The following is a 16838-nucleotide window of genomic DNA, read 5'->3' as shown; positions in this document are numbered from 1 at the left end:
AATGGCACCCCGGCGGCAACCGCCGCCAGCCCAAGCAGAAATGACACCTCGGCGATATTCGGTGAACCCTTTTGAGGGCCACGGGAATTCAAAGACCCGTCGATCTGACCGCGGCATCCGCAATTTTCCTGTTTTGTTCTCTTTCGAGAGGCGCTAGGCTCGCAGCTTCGATTCGAGTCAACCGGGATTCTTTCCACTGAATTTTTGCGCTGTGAAAAGCGGGCATCAAAGACGGTTGGACGGGCACTGATGCATATAAGTCAGCACCAAATTGTCCGGTTCTGATATCGAGAAGCCGAGATCGAAATCGGGGATATCATGGCAGAGGCAGCGCGGAAATTCGGGGTCGCGGAAACACCGCTCTATCGGGAAGCGCCAAACAACATCGAAGCCGAGCAAGCGCTGCTGGGCGCCATCCTCGTCAACAACGACGCCTTCTACCGCGTCTCGGACTTCCTGAAGGCCAGCCATTTCTACGAGCCGCTGCATCGCAAGATCTATGAGGTGGCGTCCGAGTTCATACGCATGGGCAAGGTTGCGACGCCGATAACGCTGAAGACCTTCCTGCCGGCCGACGAGAAGGTCGGCGATATGACGATGGCACAATATGTCGTGCGGCTGGCGGTGGAGGCCGTCACCGTCGTCAACGCCACTGACTATGGCCGCGCCATCTATGACCTTGCCACCCGCCGGGCGCTGATCACCGTCGGCGAGGACATGGTCAACATCGCCTATGACGCGCCGGTCGACATGGCGCCCACAGAGCAGATCGAGGACGCCGAGCGGCGGCTGTTCGAGTTGGCCGAAAACGGCCGCTACGATGGCGGTTTCGAAAGTTTTTCCGATGCGTTGAAGAACGCCGTCGACATGGCCAGCGCCGCCTATATGCGCGACGGCCACCTGTCGGGAATTGCCACCGGCCTGCGCGATCTCGACAACCGCATGGGCGGCTTGCAGCCGTCGGATTTGATCATCATCGCCGGCCGCCCGGGCATGGGCAAGACGTCGCTGGCAACCAACATCGCCTACAATATTGCCGCCGCCTATGAGCCTGCCCAGCAGGCCGACGGCTCCGTCAAGGCAGCCAATGGCGGCGTCGTCGGCTTCTTCTCGCTCGAAATGTCGTCGGAGCAGTTGGCCACCCGCATCATCTCCGAGCAGACCGAGATCCCGTCGTCCAAGATCAGGCGTGGCGACTTGACGGAAGCGGATTTCGGCAAGCTTGTCGCGTACACGCAGGAGAACCACAAGCGCCCGCTCTACATCGATCAGACGGGCGGTATTTCGATTGCGCAGCTTGCGGCGCGCGCCCGCCGCCTCAAGCGCCAGCGCGGGCTGGATTTGATGGTCATCGACTATATCCAGCTGATGCAGGGCTCGTCCGCCAAGGCGTCGCAGAACCGCGTCCAGGAAATCACCGAGATCACCACAGGACTGAAGGCGCTCGGCAAGGAACTTGGCGTGCCGATCATCGCACTCTCACAGCTGTCGCGTCAGGTCGAAAGCCGAGACGACAAGCATCCGCAGCTGTCTGACTTGCGCGAATCGGGCTCGATCGAACAGGACGCCGACGTGGTGCTGTTTGTGTACCGCGAGGAATATTACATCAAGAACAAGGAGCCGGAGAAAGGCACGCCCGAGCATCTTGCCTGGGAAACGAAGATGATCGAGGTGCAAGGCAAGGCCGAAGTGATCATTGCCAAGCAGCGCCATGGGCCGACCGGCACTGTCAGCCTTGCCTTCCAGGGCGAGTTCACCCGCTTCTCCGACCTTGCCGAGGAACATCATTTGCCGGAAAGGTTCGAGTAATTTCTTGACCTGCCCTCGCCCTCTGTCCCAGCCCCCAGGCCATTTTCAAGCGGCGTCCGTCTGATGGCCAAATCGCGCGTTCAGTTCATCTGCCAGAATTGCGGATCGGTGCATCAGCGCTGGGCCGGAAAATGCGATGCCTGCGGCGAGTGGAACACTCTGGTCGAGGAAGGCACGTCCGGCGGCATCGGCTCGGGTCCGGCCAATACGCGCAACGCCCGCAAGGGCCGTGCCGTCGTGCTGACCACCCTGTCGGGCGATATCGAGGACGCGCCGCGCATCATCTCGGGCATCGGCGAACTCGATCGCGCCACTGGCGGCGGTTTCGTGCGCGGCTCGGCGCTGCTGGTCGGCGGCGACCCCGGCATCGGCAAATCGACGCTGCTCACCCAGGCGGCCGCGGCGCTCGCGTCAAAAGGCCACCGCATCGTCTATGTCTCGGGCGAAGAGGCGGTCGCGCAGATCAGGCTGCGCGCGCAACGGCTCGGTGTTGCTGCGTCGCCGGTGGAACTTGCCGCGGAAACCAATGTCGAGGACATCCTGGCGACGATCGCCGACGGCAAGCGGCCGGACCTCGTCATCTTGGATTCGATCCAGACGCTGTGGACCGACCTCGCCGATTCGGCGCCAGGCACCGTCACCCAGGTGCGCGCCGCCGCGCAGGCGATGATCCGCTATGCGAAATCCACGGGTGCGGCGATCGTGCTGGTCGGCCATGTCACCAAGGAGGGCCAGATCGCCGGACCACGCGTGGTCGAGCACATGGTCGACGCCGTGCTCTACTTCGAGGGCGAAGGCAGCCATCACTATCGCATCCTGCGCACGGTGAAGAACCGCTTTGGTCCGACCGACGAGATCGGCGTCTTCGAGATGTCGGACAAGGGCTTGCGCGAGGTCGCCAATCCGTCCGAGCTGTTCCTCGGCGAGCGCCATGCGAAATCGCCGGGTGCCGCGGTTTTCGCCGGCATGGAAGGGACAAGGCCGGTGCTGGTCGAGATCCAGGCACTGGTCGCGCCATCTTCGCTCGGCACGCCGCGCCGCGCCGTCGTCGGCTGGGACGGCGCCCGGCTGTCGATGATCCTGGCGGTTCTCGAAGCCCATTGCGGCGTGCGCTTCGGCACCCATGACGTCTATCTCAACGTCGCCGGCGGCTATCGCATCTCGGAGCCCGCGGCGGATCTGGCGGTGGCGGCCGCCCTGGTTTCCTCGCTCACCGGTCTTGCCCTTCCCGCCGATTGCGTCTATTTCGGCGAAATCAGCCTTTCGGGCGCCGTGAGGCCGGTTGCGCATGCGCAACAGCGCCTCAAGGAAGCCGAAAAGCTGGGTTTTGGAAGCGCGGTTCTGCCCATGGGCAGCGGGGAGCTTGCCGGGGGGATCGGGGCTGGCGCTTTCCAGCCGACCGAGCTTGCCGACCTCGTGGCGCGTATAGCCGGCTCACGCCGCAGCCGCGCCGACGAAGAAGAGTGACGCGGCTCGTCGACTGGTGAAAGACATGGAGTGGGGCGAAAGACATGCCGATTACGCTGCTTGACGGAATTCTTGTCGGCTTCACCCTGGTCTCGGCGATGCTCGCCATGGTCCGCGGCTTCTCGCGCGAAATCCTGTCCGTCGTCTCCTGGGCCGCGGCAGCGGCTGCGGCTTTCTTCTTCTACAAGCCGGTTCTGCCCTATCTCAAGCCTTACATCGACAATGACAAGATCGCCATGGCGGCCGCCGCCGGCGTGGTCTTCATCATCGCGCTGATCGTCGTCTCGGTCATCACCATGAAGCTCGCCGACTGGATCATCGATTCCAGGATCGGCGCACTCGACCGCACGCTGGGTTTCCTCTATGGCGCCGCGCGCGGCATTCTGGTCGTCGCGGTGGCGCTGTTGTTCTTCAACTGGCTGGCTGGCGCCAAAGCACCGGCATGGGTCACGGATGCCAAGTCGCGGCCGTTGCTCGAATCGATCGGCGCCAAGCTTGAAAGCCTGCTGCCCGAGGACCCGGAAAACGCCATCCTCAAGAAGCTCAATCCGAATCAGCCGGCTGCCGAGACGCCCGCCGCCCCCGACGCACCGGCGGCGGATGCGCCGGCTGGCGGCGAGGATGCCAATGCGCCGGCTCCCGATGACAGTGACGCCGGAACGCCGCCGGCGGACAACGCCCCGGCCAATCCAGCACCGGCAGCGCCGGCGAACTGACGTCGGAAAACCGGCGATCATGCGAACGGCTGCACGGTGCGCGTTGCTTTCGACGCGCACCCGCCTTATATGGCGATTTTAGCGGAGCTTAAGATGGCAGACGCAGACAACGTGCTTTCCGCCGAGGCCGACGACCATTTCCACGATGAATGCGGCGTGTTCGGCATTTTCGGCCGGCAGGACGCGGCAGCCATTGTCACCCTAGGCCTGCATGCGCTGCAGCATCGCGGCCAGGAAGCCGCCGGCATCGTTTCCTATGACGGCACCCAGTTCCATGTCGAACGCCATGTCGGCCTGATCGGCGACACCTTCACCAAGCAGCGCGTCATCGACAGCCTGCAAGGCAACCGCGCCATTGGCCACACACGCTACGCCACGACAGGCGGCGCCGGCATGCGCAACATCCAGCCGTTCTTCGCCGAATTGGCCGATGGCGGCTTTGCCGTTGCCCACAACGGCAATCTCACCAATGCCATGACCGTGCAACGCGCGCTGCAGAAGCAGGGCGCGATCTTCTCGTCCACCTCCGACACCGAGACGATCTTGCACCTTGTCGCCACCAGCAAGGAGCGCGACTTGAACTCGCGTTTCATCGATGCGGTGCGGCAGGTCGAGGGCGCCTTCTCGCTGGTGGCGATGACAGCCAAGAAAATGATCGGCTGCCGCGATCCGCTCGGTATCCGGCCGCTGGTGCTGGGTGATCTCGACGGCGCCTGGATCCTGGCCTCCGAGACCTGCGCGCTCGACATTATCGGCGCGCGTTTCGTGCGCGACCTGAAACCCGGCGAGATGGTTGTGGTCACGTCCAAGGGCATCGAGAGCCTGTTCCCCTTCGAGCCGCAGAAAACCCGCTTCTGCATCTTCGAGTATGTCTATTTCGCGCGGCCGGATTCGTCGGTCGAAGGCCGCAACGTCTATGAGGTGCGCAAGCGTATCGGCGCCGAGCTGGCGCAGGAAAACCCGGTCCAGGCCGACATTGTCGTGCCGGTGCCGGATTCGGGCACGCCGGCGGCGATCGGCTTTAGCCAGGCGGCGGGCATTCCCTTCGAGCTCGGCATCATCCGCAACCACTATGTCGGCCGCACCTTCATCCAGCCAGGCGATTCGATCCGCCACATGGGCGTCAAGCTGAAGCATAACGCCAACCGCCGCATGATCGAGGGCAAGCGCGTGGTGCTGGTCGACGATTCGATCGTGCGCGGCACCACCAGCCAGAAGATCGTGCAGATGGTGCGCGACGCCGGTGCCAGGGAAGTGCACATGCGCATCGCCTCGCCACCAACCAGCGCGTCCTGCTTCTACGGCGTCGACACGCCGGAGAAGTCGAAGCTTCTGGCATCGCGCATGTCGGTGGAAGAGATGGCCGAATTCATCCGCGTAGATTCGCTCGGCTTCCTCTCGATCGACGGGCTCTACCGCGCCGTCGGCGAGGCGGGCCGCGACAACGACCAGCCGCAATTCTGCGACGCCTGTTTCACCGGCCAGTATCCGACCCGCCTGCTCGATTTCGAAGGCCACGACAATGTGCGCACGCTGTCGCTGCTGGCGACCAGCGGGACGTAGGATTGTCGGACCGTCATCAGAGCGGTTCGTCGTTTCACGGAAACGCAGAACCGCTCTATCTCTTTGTTTCGACGCAATTCCGGACGGAAAACCGTTTCACACTTTTCCTGGAATTGCTTTAGCCTTAGCCAGATTTCCGGAATCCATCGCATGACCCTCGACCTTACCGGCCGCGTTGCGGTCGTCACCGGCGCCTCGCGCGGCATCGGCTATTTCATCGCCAAGGAATTGGCTGCCGCCGGCGCGCATGTCATTGCGGTAGCACGCACTGTCGGCGGCCTGGAGGAACTCGACGACGAGATCAAGGCGGCCGGCGGCCAGGCGACGCTGGTGCCGCTCGACCTCGCCGACATGGCGGGCATCGACCGGCTCGGCGGCGCCATCCACGAGCGCTGGGGCAAGCTCGACATTCTCGTCGCCAATGCCGGCGTGCTTGGCGTCATCTCGCCGATCGGCCATGTCGAGGCGAAGACCTTCGAGAAGGTGATGACCATCAACGTCACCTCGACATGGCGGCTGATCCGCTCGGTCGACCCGCTGCTGCGGCTCTCCGACGCCGGCCGCGCCATTCTGCTTTCCTCGAACGCTGCTCATTCGGCGCGCGCCTTCTGGGCGCCCTACGCAGCGTCCAAGGCGGCGGTCGAGACGATGATGCGCTCCTGGGCGCATGAGACGCAGAACCTGCCGCTGCGCGTCAACGCGGCCGACCCCGGCGCCACCCGTACCGCGATGCGTGCCCAGGCCGTACCCGGCGAGGATCCGGCAACGCTGCCGCACCCGTCGGAAATCGCCAGGCGCATCGTGCCGCTGGCAAGCCCGGACCTGAAAGAGACCGGGCTGATCTTCCAGGCCAAGCACAACCGCTTTGTCGCGTACAGGCAGCCGGAATAAAACTCGAGTGCGAAGCGGATTAAACAGGCCTCCGGCAACGTTTCTTCGAATGTAACCATTCGAAGCCACCGGAGGACCGACATGCGCAGACTTCTTCTCGTTGCCGCCACCGCCATCACGGCCGCCACTGCCGGCACAGCCCTCTCGCAAGACGCAAAGATGAGTTTCTTCGTCACCAGCGTCGGTTCGGGCAAGGGCGCCGATCTCGGTGGCCTCAAGGGTGCGGACGCGCATTGCGCGTCGCTGGCCGAAGCCGCCGGCGTCACCGGCAAGACATGGCATGCGTATCTTTCGACAAGCGACACCGATGCACGCGACCGCATCGGCAAGGGCCCGTGGGTGAATGCCAAGGGCGTCAAGATAGCCGACGACGTCGCTTCGCTGCACAGCGACGCCAACGGCATCACCAAGCAGACGGCGCTTAACGAGAAGGGCGAAGTGGTCAACGGCCGCGGCGACACGCCAAACCGGCACGACATGCTGACCGGCTCCAAGCCCGATGGCACGAAGATAGCCGACCAGACGTGCGGTGACTGGACGATGAGCGGCACGGAGGGGGCTGCGATGATGGGCCATCACGACCGCACCGGCCTTGATGATTCGGCTGCCGCCAAGTCCTGGAATTCCTCGCACACCTCGCGTGGCGGTTGTAGCCAGGAGGCGCTGAAGGGCACCGGTGGCGATGGCCTGTTCTATTGTTTTGCAACCGACTGAGCCGGCCTGGCTTTAAAAATTGGCCTCAAAAACCGCGTTGTCATCACGCGGCTGTGATTTGAGGGTGGAAGGCCGCGCAGCGGTCATGCTTTCGTCATTTCCGTGGAGTTGGTAGGATCATAACGACTCCCGCAACAAGCGCCCTGGCTGGGCAGAACAAGGAAAATCCCCATGGCTTCGACTGTAGCGTTGGTCTGGTATCTGGTAATCGCCGGTCCGCAAGGCGGCATGGTCGTGCTGCCCAGCACCTTCGACAAGCGCGAACAGTGCACCGCCGCCATCACGGAATATCAAAAGCAGCCGACACCAGCCGGCTGGTCGGTGCAATGCGTGCCGAGCGCCTCGCCCTTCACCGACGAGGGCGACGCCGAAACGCCGTCAGCGCAGTAAGCACCAGCACGGCGCTGTAAACCGCCTATCTCCCCCAAAGGAGACCCAAAGGGGGAGTAGGCATGATCAGCGACGCGCACTCACCGTCAGCTCCGGCTTCTGGTTGATGGTCTGGAATACCACGCAATAGCGCTCGGTCAGTTTCAGTAGCGAATCTATCCGCTCCTGCGGTTCATCCGTGTCGAGACTGAAATTCAGCCGGATGGCGCGAAAGCCGACCGGCGCATCCTTGGCGACACCGAGCGTGCCGCGAAAATCAAGGTCGCCTTCGGCCTCCACCGTGGCGGCGCCGAGCTTGAATTCAAGCGCCGTCGCCACCGCCTTGAGCGTCACCCCGGCGCAAGCCACCAACGCCTCCAGCAGCATGTCGCCCGAGCAGAGCTCGAGCCCTGAGCCGCCGGTTGCCGGATGCAGGCCGGCGATTGCGATCGCCCGGCCCGTCTCCACCTTGCAGGCAACCGATTGGTCGTCGACCGACCCTTTGGCGCGCAGCGTGATCAGCGCGCGCGAAGCGTCGTCGCGATAAGCCTGCTTCAGCGGCGCCTGCATGGCCTTCAGTTCGGTTGCGTCCATGTGCGCTCCTTTTTTCGCTTTTGTGGCCGACCGGGGGCGTGGCTTTATCAGATATAAGTGCCGATCGCTTGGCAGAAGCAAGATCGGCATTCCCTGCCCCAACGCAAGCTCAGGGCTGGCGTAGCGCTGCGCCGACTTTCACCCGTATAGAGGACGGCATCGTGGCCTGACTTTTCAGAGTCCTCGTGTCGCTCCGCACAGCATTTCCGTCACCTTCCGCAACGTTGGTCCCGCGCCTTATGGCCGATATCGCCATTCTCGAAACACGCGAAAGGGTTCTCGCCGGAATCCTGCTGACCGGCGCGGCCTATTTCCTGTTTTCGACGCAAGACGCCTCGATCAAGCTGCTGGTTGCCGGAATGAGCGTCTGGCAGATCATGTTCTTCCGCAGCATCACCATCCTCGGCGCCTGCGCGGCGATCGGCGGACGACAGCTGTTTGCCGATACAGTGCGCTCGCCGATCGTGCGGCCGATGCTGGTGCGCAGCGCCTTCACGCTCGCCGCCTGGCTCTGCTACTACAACGCCGCCCGCAGCCTGCAGCTCGCCGAACTGACCACCGTCTACTACGCGGCTCCGATCATCGTTACCGTGCTTTCGGTGGCGATGCTCGGCGAAAAGGTGCCCTTGCTGCGCTGGTTTGCCGTGCTGATCGGCTTTGCCGGCGTCTTCGTCGCTTGCGATCCCACCCATCTCGGCCTGTCCGTGCCGGTGCTTCAGGTGCTGGCTGCCGCTGTCTTGTGGGGCATTGCCGTCGTGCTGCTGCGCAAGACCGCCCTTGCGGAGCGCTCGCTGATCCAGTTGCTCCTCAACAATTTCTACTTCCTGGTGTTTTCGGCGGTGCCGGGCCTGCTGTGGTGGCACACACCGGACGGGGCCCAGTTGCTGCTCCTTGCAAGCGTCGGCGCGCTCGGAGGCCTCGCGCAATATCTTCTCTTCGAAGGCATGAAGCGAACGCCAGCCTCGATCCTCGCACCCCTCGAATACACCTCGCTGTTGTGGGCGTTCGCGCTCGGCTTTGCGATCTGGGGCGACGTGCCGCGCCGCGAAGTGTTCTTCGGCGCCGCCCTTATCGTCGCCGCCGGCCTGCTGATCGTGGGCGGCGAGCATTTCCGCAAACGGCTTTGATGCGCACGGCCATCACTGCTGACACTACGATGTCAGGACCGAGCGGCGTAGGCTGGCTGTATGACTGACATCGCAGCCACCACCGAAACCGCAGAACGCACGCTCGGTATCATCCTGGTGTCCTCATCGGCGGCTGTGTTCGGCCTGACTGGCGTGCTGACCAAATCAATCCATGCCGACCCGCTCACCATCATCTGCTGGCGCGGCTTTGTCGGCTCGATCCTGATCAGCCTCTACGTGCTGTGGCGACGCCGCCGCTCCGGCGGGCGCGAGAGCCTGCGGCTTGGCTGGCGCGGCTGGCTGCTGGCGGTAGAGGGCGCGCTGGCCAGCATTGCCTTCATCTCCGCGTTCAAGTTCACCTTCGTCGCCAATGTCGCGATCATCTACGCCACCGCGCCTTTCGTCACCGCGCTGCTGGCCTGGGTCCTGACACGTGAACCCTTCCGTCTGCAGACGATGGTCGCGGCCGCCGTGTCGCTGTGCGGCGTGGCGATCATGGTCTGGTCCGGCTTCGGCGCCGGCAATCTGTTCGGCGACGGGCTGGCGCTGCTGATGACCATCGGCAGCGGCCTCTACATGATCATGGTGCGCGCTTTCCGCGACACGCCCGTGGTGTGGGCCGGTGCGGTGTCGGCCTTCCTACTGTTCGTGCTCGGCTGGTTCGTCACCGATCCGCTGGCGGTTTCGCCAAGGGATGCCGTTCTGCTCGTCACCTTCGGCGCGTCCTTCGCGCTGTCCTCGATCCTGTGGACGGAAGGCGCGCGACTTATCCCGGCGGCCGAATCCGGCCTGCTCGGCTCGGCCGAAGTGCCGTTTGCGATTCTGTTTGCCTTCCTGTTTCTGGGCGAGATTGCGCCGGCGGCCAGCATGATCGGCGGCGCCATTGTTCTTGCCGCCGTGTTTGCCCATGCCGGCCGCGACTGGCTGGCGGCCCGCTCGCAACGCATGGCGTCAAATATCTCTTAAAAAATGGCTCGGTCACGGAACCATCATCGGGGTCAGGCATTATCGATGCGACGGGCCACCCCAAGTCCCCCCAAACCCCTCGGCCCGTCCTACTTTCAAGCCGACCGCAAGGTCGGCTTTTTCTTTGCCGATGGATCCCGCCGCACGACCGGACCTTGCACCGGTTCAACCACGGAGCCCAGGCAGAGCCAGGTCGCCGCTGAGCAGTGCCGCCAGATCGCGGGCGGGACCCCCGGCACCAGCGCGCAGCCGAATGGCGAACTCAGCCGTCGGGACCTGTGGCAGGCCAAGCTCGCGCGGGGCCTCGACAATGCCGGAATGGGCAAAGCGCGCCGTGCGCAGCGTCAGCGCAACACCGGCATTCACGGCTGTGCGCAGGCCGGCCAGGCTGGCGCTGCCGGCAGCGATACGGTAGCGGCGACCGGCCGCATCGAGCGCGGCGATCGCCGCTTCGCGAAAGCCGCAATATGGATCGAGCAGCGCCAGCGGCAATTCTTCCTGCCGCGAGGCAAGGCCCTTTTGTGAACACAGCCATATCATCGGCTCGCGCAGGATGCCGATTTCGTCCGGCATCGCGGCCTGGCGCATGACGATCGCCAGATCGAGGCTGCCAGACCGCAGTGCCTGTGCCAGCTCGGTGGAGCGGCCGACACGCAATTCGATCCCGACGCGGGGATGACTGACGGCGAAGGCGCGCAACAGGTCGGGCAAGCCACTGTCGGCGAAGTCCTGCGTCGTGCCGATGGCGACGCGCCCCGCAGCCCGCGCACCCTTCATGGCCAGCCACGCCTCGCGATGCGCCGCCAGGATACGCCTGGCATGACCGACAAGGTCCTCGCCGGCGGGCGTCAGGCCGCGTCCCCTGCCTTGCGGCGCCAGAAGCGGCTCGCCGACGATCTCCTCGAGCCGCTGCATCTGTGCGGTCACCGCCGAGGGAGAACGGCCGACGCTCGATGCCGCCCGCGCGAGCGAGCCGCCGTCGACGAAAGCGAGGAAGGTCCTGAGCAGGTCGGGATCAAGCGTCTCCATAATTCGATATTATCGAATCTTTGGTTTAAAACAATTCGATTTTCCTGACCGTTTGATGATGACATGGTTCTCCCGCCGGCCATCGGACGCCGCTCGAGCCAAGGAGAAGAAAAATGCCCATCATCAACGTCAATGTCACCGGCAAGCCCGACGCGGCGCTATCCGCCAGGATTGCCAGAGACCTGACCAAGATCACCGCCACGCAACTGCGCAAGGATCCGACGATCACCGCGGTTGCCATATCCTACATCGATCCACAGCATTGGTTCGCCGGCGGCAGGTCGCTGGCCGAGCACGGGACCAATACATTCTGGCTGGACATCAAGGTGGTCGACGGTACCAACACCAAGCTCGAACTGGAGGCCTATCTCAAGGAGATCTTCGCCGCCTTCGGCCGCCTGCTGGGCAGCGCGCACGAGGAGAGCTATGCCTTCGTGCATGAAGTGCCGGCCGCAGCCTACGGCTATGGCGGCAAGACACAGGAGTTTCGTTTTATCAGCGGGCGGTTGAAGGCGGCGTGAGCCGCGGTTTTCCTCCTCCCCTCGCGGAGAAGGAAAAGCTCCGCATTGACCTTGCTCCCACATCGTCTAGGTTCTGGCCGAAGCGGCCGTGAAAGAGCCGTGATGCTAAGATCGTTGGGAGAGATGCGGCATGATCCTGACACTGGCGCTGCTCGCGGGTCTTGTTTTGGCCTGGCTGCTGATCGGCGTGGTCGAGAAATTCCGCCTTGGCCTGCGCTTCACCCAGGCGCTGCTCTACGTGCCGTTCAAGCTCGCCTACCGGATCGCCGACGACCGCATCAGGATCGCCCGCAAGGCGCAGGTCCCGATCATCTATGTCATCTCGCATCAATCGCGCTTCGAGCCGGCGCTGATGCTGTCGCTGCTGCCGGACGACACGCTGCATATCCTCGACGAGGTCTCGGCGCGGTCGCCTTGGCTCGAACCCTGGCGCGAGCTTGGCCGCACCATCGTCTTCAATGCCGAACATGTCTTCGTCAGCCGCCGGCTGGTGCGGGTACTGAAGGGCAAGGGCCGGCTCGCCGTCTACCTGCCGGACGCAGTCGAGCCTGACGTCAAGACATTCCGGCTATTTCGCGCGGTCACCCGCATCGCCATGCAGGCCGACGCCCGCATCGTGCCGATCTTCGTCGCCGGTGCGCGCGGCCTGCCGGTTTCGCTGACGCCGGCGGACAAGGCACCGCGGCATTGGTTTCCGCGGTTGTCGATCAGCGTGCTTGAGCCAATGACCATCGCCGAACTGGTGGCGCGCAACCCGGACCAGACTTCGAACACCAATGCGCTGTTCGACCGTATCGCCGAAGCCCGGCTTTTCGGCACCGACCTCGATCGTGGCCTGTTTCTGGCCATGCGCGATGCCGCCGACCGCGTGGGCGCCTCGCATCACATCATCGAGGACGTCATCTCGGGCGCGCTGAGCTACCGCAAGATGTTCATCGGCGCGCGGGTCCTGGGCAAACGCTTCGCGGCGGTCACGGCGCCGGGCGAAGCAGTCGGGCTGATGCTGCCCAACGCCAACGGCGTCGTACTGTCGCTTACCGGCCTTCTGTCGACAGGCCGGCTGGCGGCGATGATCAACTATACGGCCGGGCCGGCCAGCGTCACCGCCGCCGTGCGCACGACGATGATCCGTACCGTCATCTCCTCCCGCGCCTTCGTCGAGAAGGCAGGCCTCGCCGATATCGTTGCGGCGGCCGAAACGGGTGGCGCCAAGTTCCTATGGCTGGAGGATGTGCGCAAAAGCGTCACCGCGCTGGAGAAGCTTGCAGCCGCTTTGCTGTGGCGCTGGCCGCTGCAGCGGCAGGATGCGGCCAAGCCAGCGCTGATCCTGTTCACATCCGGGTCAGAAGGCACGCCGAAAGCGGTGGTGCTGTCGCACAGGAACCTGCTCGCGAACGCCATGCAGGCCGAGGCCCGCATCACCATCTCGCCGTCCGACATCCTGCTCAACGTGCTGCCGGTTTTCCACTCTTTCGGCATGACGGGTGGCACCATCCTGCCTTTGGTCACCGGCGTAAAACTGTTCCTCTACCCTTCGCCGCTGCACTACAAGATCATCCCCGAGATCGCGCGCAAGGTGAAACCGACCATCATGTTCGGCACCGACACCTTCCTCGCCAACTACGCGCGCACCGCCAAGGACGGCGACTTTTCCAGCCTGCGCTTCATCGTCGCCGGCGCCGAGGCGGTGAAGCCGGAAACCCGCCGCGTCTATCACGAGCGTTTCCAGGCCGAGATCGTCGAAGGTTTCGGGCTGACCGAGGCCGCCCCCGTGGTTGCCGTCAACACCGCGATCCATGGCCGCGACGGTACGGTCGGGCGGCTGTTGCCGGCGATGCGCATGAAGCTGGAGCCGGTCGAAGGCATCAGCGACGCCGGCCAATTGTGGCTCGACGGACCCAACCTGATGATGGGTTACATGACCGCGAACCGCGCCGGTGAGCTGCAGCCATTGACCGGCTGGCTTGACACCGGCGACATCGTCGCCGTCGACCGCGAAGGCTTCATCACCATTCGCGGCCGCGCCAAACGCTTCGCCAAGATCGCTGGCGAGATGGTGTCGCTGGGTGCGGTCGAGATTCTGGTACAGTCGCTGTGGCCGGAGGAGCGCCATGCGGCGGTGGCGGTGCCGGACAAGAGGCGCGGCGAGCGCATCGTGCTGGTCACCACCGCCGGCGATGCCAATCCTGACGAGCTGCGCAAGTTCGGCAAACAGGCGGGTGCCGCCGAGCTGATGGTGCCGAACGACATCATCAAGGTGGAGGAAATCCCGGTGCTGGGGTCCGGCAAGACCGACTATGTCTCGGCCCGCAAGCTAGCGATCGACAGGCTGGGGCTGAGCGCGGCGGCCTAAGTCAGATCAAGGACTTCGGCGAATCTTCTAACCTATGTCCGAAGGCGGGACCTTCTCGCCCTCCAGCTTGGCGCGCTTCGAATAGGCGCGCACGCTGAACGGCAGGAAGATCAGGTAGCCGGCGACCGATGCGGTCAGCGTGTACCAGGGATAGGTCATCAGAAGCAGGATGTAGAGCACGACACCAAGGATGATCGGCAACACCCTGTCGCCCGGGATTCTCAGGCTCTTGCCGGAATAGACCGGCAGCCGGCTGACCAGCAGGAAAGCGACCAGGATGGTGAAGCCGGTGGCGACGAAGGCCGCTGGACGACTGGGCTCCAGCCCGGTGCGCAGGAAATAGAGATAGAGCGGCAGCATCACCAGCACGGCGCCCGCCGGCGCCGGCACCCCGACGAAATATTCGGACTGCCATAGGGGGCGATCGGCCTTCTCGTCGTCGAGAACGTTGAAACGGGCAAGGCGCAACCCGCACGCGATCGCAAACAAAAGCGCCGCGATCCAGCCCGGCGAGCCGGCGCGGTCGAGCAGGAAGGCATAGAGCACCAGAGCTGGCGCAACGCCGAAATTGACAATGTCGGCCAGCGAATCCATCTGGGCGCCGAATTTGGAGGTCGCTTTCAGCATCCGCGCTAGGCGGCCGTCAATGCCATCGAGGAAGGCAGCCAGCAGCACCATCACCACCGCCGGCTCGAAGCGGCCTTCGAAGCCGAAGCGGATGCCGGACAGGCCGGCGCAGATGGCAAGCACGGTGACGAGATTGGGCAACACCATGCGCATCGGGATCTCGCGGATGCGCGGACCGCCGCTGGCATGGGCCTCGAACTTCTTGTATTGCGTGCCCACGGCTCAAGAAATCCGCACGAGGGGGGTGCCGGCGACACCGCCGAATTCGGCCAGCACGGTTTCACCGCCAACGGACGTCTGGCCAACGGCCACGCGCGGCGTGGCGGCCAGGGGCAGGAACACGTCGACACGCGAGCCGAAGCGGATCAGGCCGAAACGCTCGCCGATGGCGATCGTGCCGCCGGCCTCTGCCCAGCAGACGATGCGGCGCGCCACCAGGCCGGCGATCTGGACCGCCGCGACCGTGCCGTTGGGGCTCTCGATGACCAGGCCGTTGCGCTCGTTCTCGGTGCTCGCCTTGTCGAGTTCGGCATTGAGGAACTTTCCCGGCCGATGCTCGATCTTGGCGATGCGGCCGCGCACCGGGGCGCGGTTCACATGGCAGGAAAAGACGTTCATGAACACCGAGATGCGGGTCATCTCGACATTGCCGAGGCCGAGTTCGCGCGGCGGCACGGCCGGTCCGACCGCCGAGATGATGCCATCGGCGGGGCTGACCACCAGGCGGTCGTCGACCGGGGTGACCCTCTCTGGATCACGGAAGAAATAGACGCACCAGGCCGTCAGGATCAGGCCGACCCAGAACAGGATCGAGGAGAAATAGCCGAGGAAAAGCGTTGCCGCGCCAAAGGCCGCGATGAAGGGATAGCCTTCGCGATGGATCGGTACGAATGCGTTCTTGACCGTATCGACAAGGCTCATCGGGCTGGGGCGGGCTCCGTTTCAAGTCCGGCCTCAATAGCCCAAAGCCCCCTTCGCCGCAACGCAACAATGGGCAAAGCCGCATTGGCCGCAACTGGCAAGAGCAGTGATGTGCAGCGGCACGTGCGATATTGGCGGTACGGTCACGACCCGCGGGACCCGCGACTTGCCGACGACAACGAACAAGCCAACGTCATGCTGGCCAACACCTTGCCAATAGTAATTTCTTCCTGAGCGAAAAGCACAAAAGCGGCTGTCGGAACGAAGACCCCTCGTCCGTCCTTGGTGAGACAGCGTCTTTCGTGGACTTTCGGCCACCGTGACGCGCGCAACAAGGAGTTCCCGTAAATGCAGACACAATCGGCCACTCCGCCGCGTCTCGTTACTGCCGGCCTCGCCTTCGACATCGCCGCCGACGGCAGTCTCGCCGGCGGGTCTGGGCCGACCTCGACGGCTTTCCTGACGGCATCTGCCTCGATGCCGAGGGCGCAGCCTGGTATGCGGATGTGCCCAACAAGCACTGCGTGAGGGTGCGTGAAGGCGGTGAGGTGCTGCAGACGATCAATGTCGATCGCGGCTGCTTTGCCTGCATGCTGGGCGGCGCCGACAGGCAAACGCTGTTCATCGTCGCCGCCGAATGGCGTGGCTTCGAGCATATGATCAGCGACGCGCGCACCGGCCAGGTGCTCAGCACAGACGCGCCGGCACCTGGTGCCGGCTGGCCTGGTTAGAGCCCCGGAATCCGCTGATAGTTGGCGATGTCGGCTCGCACCCCGAGCCGGGCGATCGTCTCCTGCGGGTTGAAGGCAACGCGCTCGTGCGCGGCCTTGACGATCGGCACCACCTTGTCGACGACCGCCTGGCTTTCCCATTCGACGATCGTCACAAGGTTGAACTCGCCCGGGCCAGAGAACTGCTCGAGCAGGAAATCCTGCACGAACCCTTGCTGCACGCGCAGCAATTCATGCGTTGCCCTGACCTTGGCGAGTATCTCTTCGCGGGCGGCGGCGGGGACGACGAACTTGTCCACCCTGAACACGCTGCCGCCATCAACATTCTGATCTGTCTTGCTCATATCGATTGTTCCGTTCTTGAACGACGCTTCTTGCCGGGCTCCAAGTACGGCCTACAATCTCAACTTAAGTTGAGGTCAAGCGGAAAAACCAGTTTT

The 16838-nt window shown here is 64.0% G+C and carries 17 protein-coding genes; 12 read left to right on the top strand and 5 right to left on the bottom strand.

Features of this window, described 5'->3' with window-relative positions:
- The first annotated feature begins 318 nt into the window (after positions 1-318).
- From OOJ09_RS03820 to OOJ09_RS03790, 7 genes are all read left to right on the top strand, one after another.
- On the top strand, positions 319-1809 hold the full coding sequence (locus OOJ09_RS03820) for a replicative DNA helicase (RefSeq protein ID WP_269903901.1): 1491 nt from the start codon (positions 319-321) through the stop codon (positions 1807-1809).
- A 63-nt stretch (positions 1810-1872) separates the two neighbouring features.
- Positions 1873-3276: a DNA repair protein RadA gene (gene radA / locus OOJ09_RS03815; RefSeq protein ID WP_269903900.1), complete on the top strand. Its 1404-nt coding sequence runs from the start codon at positions 1873-1875 to the stop codon at positions 3274-3276.
- Positions 3277-3320: 44 nt separating this feature from the next.
- Positions 3321-3992 carry a CvpA family protein gene (locus OOJ09_RS03810; RefSeq protein ID WP_269903899.1) on the top strand — a complete coding sequence of 224 codons (672 nt, stop codon included), beginning with the start codon at positions 3321-3323 and terminating at the stop codon, positions 3990-3992.
- A gap of 93 nt (positions 3993-4085) precedes the next feature.
- Entirely contained in the window at positions 4086-5555 is a 1470-nt protein-coding gene (gene purF, locus OOJ09_RS03805; RefSeq protein WP_269903898.1) for an amidophosphoribosyltransferase, read from the top strand.
- A 150-nt stretch (positions 5556-5705) separates the two neighbouring features.
- Positions 5706-6446: an SDR family NAD(P)-dependent oxidoreductase gene (locus OOJ09_RS03800; RefSeq protein ID WP_269903897.1), complete on the top strand. Its 741-nt coding sequence runs from the start codon at positions 5706-5708 to the stop codon at positions 6444-6446.
- An 81-nt stretch (positions 6447-6527) separates the two neighbouring features.
- Positions 6528-7160, top strand: a complete 633-nt coding sequence (locus OOJ09_RS03795) for a hypothetical protein (protein ID WP_269903896.1) — start codon at positions 6528-6530, stop codon at positions 7158-7160.
- 171 nt (positions 7161-7331) lie between these two features.
- On the top strand, positions 7332-7550 hold the full coding sequence (locus OOJ09_RS03790; RefSeq protein WP_091577180.1) for a hypothetical protein: 219 nt from the start codon (positions 7332-7334) through the stop codon (positions 7548-7550).
- Positions 7551-7616: 66 nt separating this feature from the next.
- On the opposite strand, the gene OOJ09_RS03785 is transcribed toward OOJ09_RS03790, so the two are convergent.
- The gene (locus OOJ09_RS03785; protein WP_269903895.1) at positions 7617-8123 is read right to left on the bottom strand and encodes an OsmC family protein; all 507 of its coding nucleotides are present in this window, start codon (positions 8121-8123) and stop codon (positions 7617-7619) included.
- Positions 8124-8362: 239 nt separating this feature from the next.
- On the opposite strand from OOJ09_RS03785, the gene OOJ09_RS03780 reads away from it, so the two are divergent.
- Both OOJ09_RS03780 and OOJ09_RS03775 read left to right on the top strand, forming a co-directional pair.
- Complete coding sequence (locus OOJ09_RS03780) at positions 8363-9250, top strand: DMT family transporter (protein WP_269903894.1); 888 nt, start codon at positions 8363-8365, stop codon at positions 9248-9250.
- Between the two features lie 60 nt (positions 9251-9310).
- Positions 9311-10216 (top strand): DMT family transporter, encoded by a 906-nt coding sequence (locus OOJ09_RS03775; protein ID WP_269903893.1) that lies wholly within the window; start codon positions 9311-9313, stop codon positions 10214-10216.
- 165 nt (positions 10217-10381) lie between these two features.
- On the opposite strand, the gene OOJ09_RS03770 is transcribed toward OOJ09_RS03775, so the two are convergent.
- The gene (locus OOJ09_RS03770) at positions 10382-11245 is read right to left on the bottom strand and encodes a LysR substrate-binding domain-containing protein (protein WP_269903892.1); all 864 of its coding nucleotides are present in this window, start codon (positions 11243-11245) and stop codon (positions 10382-10384) included.
- A gap of 113 nt (positions 11246-11358) precedes the next feature.
- Between OOJ09_RS03770 and OOJ09_RS03765 the strand changes: the two genes are divergently transcribed.
- Together OOJ09_RS03765 and OOJ09_RS03760 are read left to right on the top strand one after the other, a co-directional pair.
- On the top strand, positions 11359-11766 hold the full coding sequence (locus OOJ09_RS03765; protein ID WP_269903891.1) for a tautomerase family protein: 408 nt from the start codon (positions 11359-11361) through the stop codon (positions 11764-11766).
- Between the two features lie 130 nt (positions 11767-11896).
- Positions 11897-14119 carry an AMP-binding protein gene (locus OOJ09_RS03760; RefSeq protein ID WP_269903890.1) on the top strand — a complete coding sequence of 741 codons (2223 nt, stop codon included), beginning with the start codon at positions 11897-11899 and terminating at the stop codon, positions 14117-14119.
- A gap of 27 nt (positions 14120-14146) precedes the next feature.
- On the opposite strand, the gene OOJ09_RS03755 is transcribed toward OOJ09_RS03760, so the two are convergent.
- Positions 14147-14965 (bottom strand): CDP-alcohol phosphatidyltransferase family protein, encoded by an 819-nt coding sequence (locus OOJ09_RS03755; protein WP_091577169.1) that lies wholly within the window; start codon positions 14963-14965, stop codon positions 14147-14149.
- A gap of 3 nt (positions 14966-14968) precedes the next feature.
- Entirely contained in the window at positions 14969-15667 is a 699-nt protein-coding gene (locus OOJ09_RS03750; protein ID WP_269903889.1) for a phosphatidylserine decarboxylase, read from the bottom strand.
- 359 nt (positions 15668-16026) lie between these two features.
- Between OOJ09_RS03750 and OOJ09_RS03745 the strand changes: the two genes are divergently transcribed.
- Positions 16027-16398 (top strand): SMP-30/gluconolactonase/LRE family protein, encoded by a 372-nt coding sequence (locus OOJ09_RS03745; RefSeq protein ID WP_420107493.1) that lies wholly within the window; start codon positions 16027-16029, stop codon positions 16396-16398.
- On the opposite strand, the gene OOJ09_RS03740 is transcribed toward OOJ09_RS03745, so the two are convergent.
- A complete protein-coding gene (locus OOJ09_RS03740; RefSeq protein ID WP_269903888.1) occupies positions 16395-16742 on the bottom strand; it encodes an antibiotic biosynthesis monooxygenase in 348 nt (115 codons plus the stop codon). The genes OOJ09_RS03745 and OOJ09_RS03740 overlap by 4 nt on opposite strands.
- Positions 16743-16838 lie beyond the last annotated feature (96 nt).

It is taken from the genome of Mesorhizobium qingshengii (genome assembly GCF_027563465.1).
Classification (GTDB): Bacteria; Pseudomonadota; Alphaproteobacteria; order Rhizobiales; family Rhizobiaceae; genus Mesorhizobium; species Mesorhizobium qingshengii_A.
This window is presented reverse-complemented; position numbering and strand designations above follow the sequence as displayed.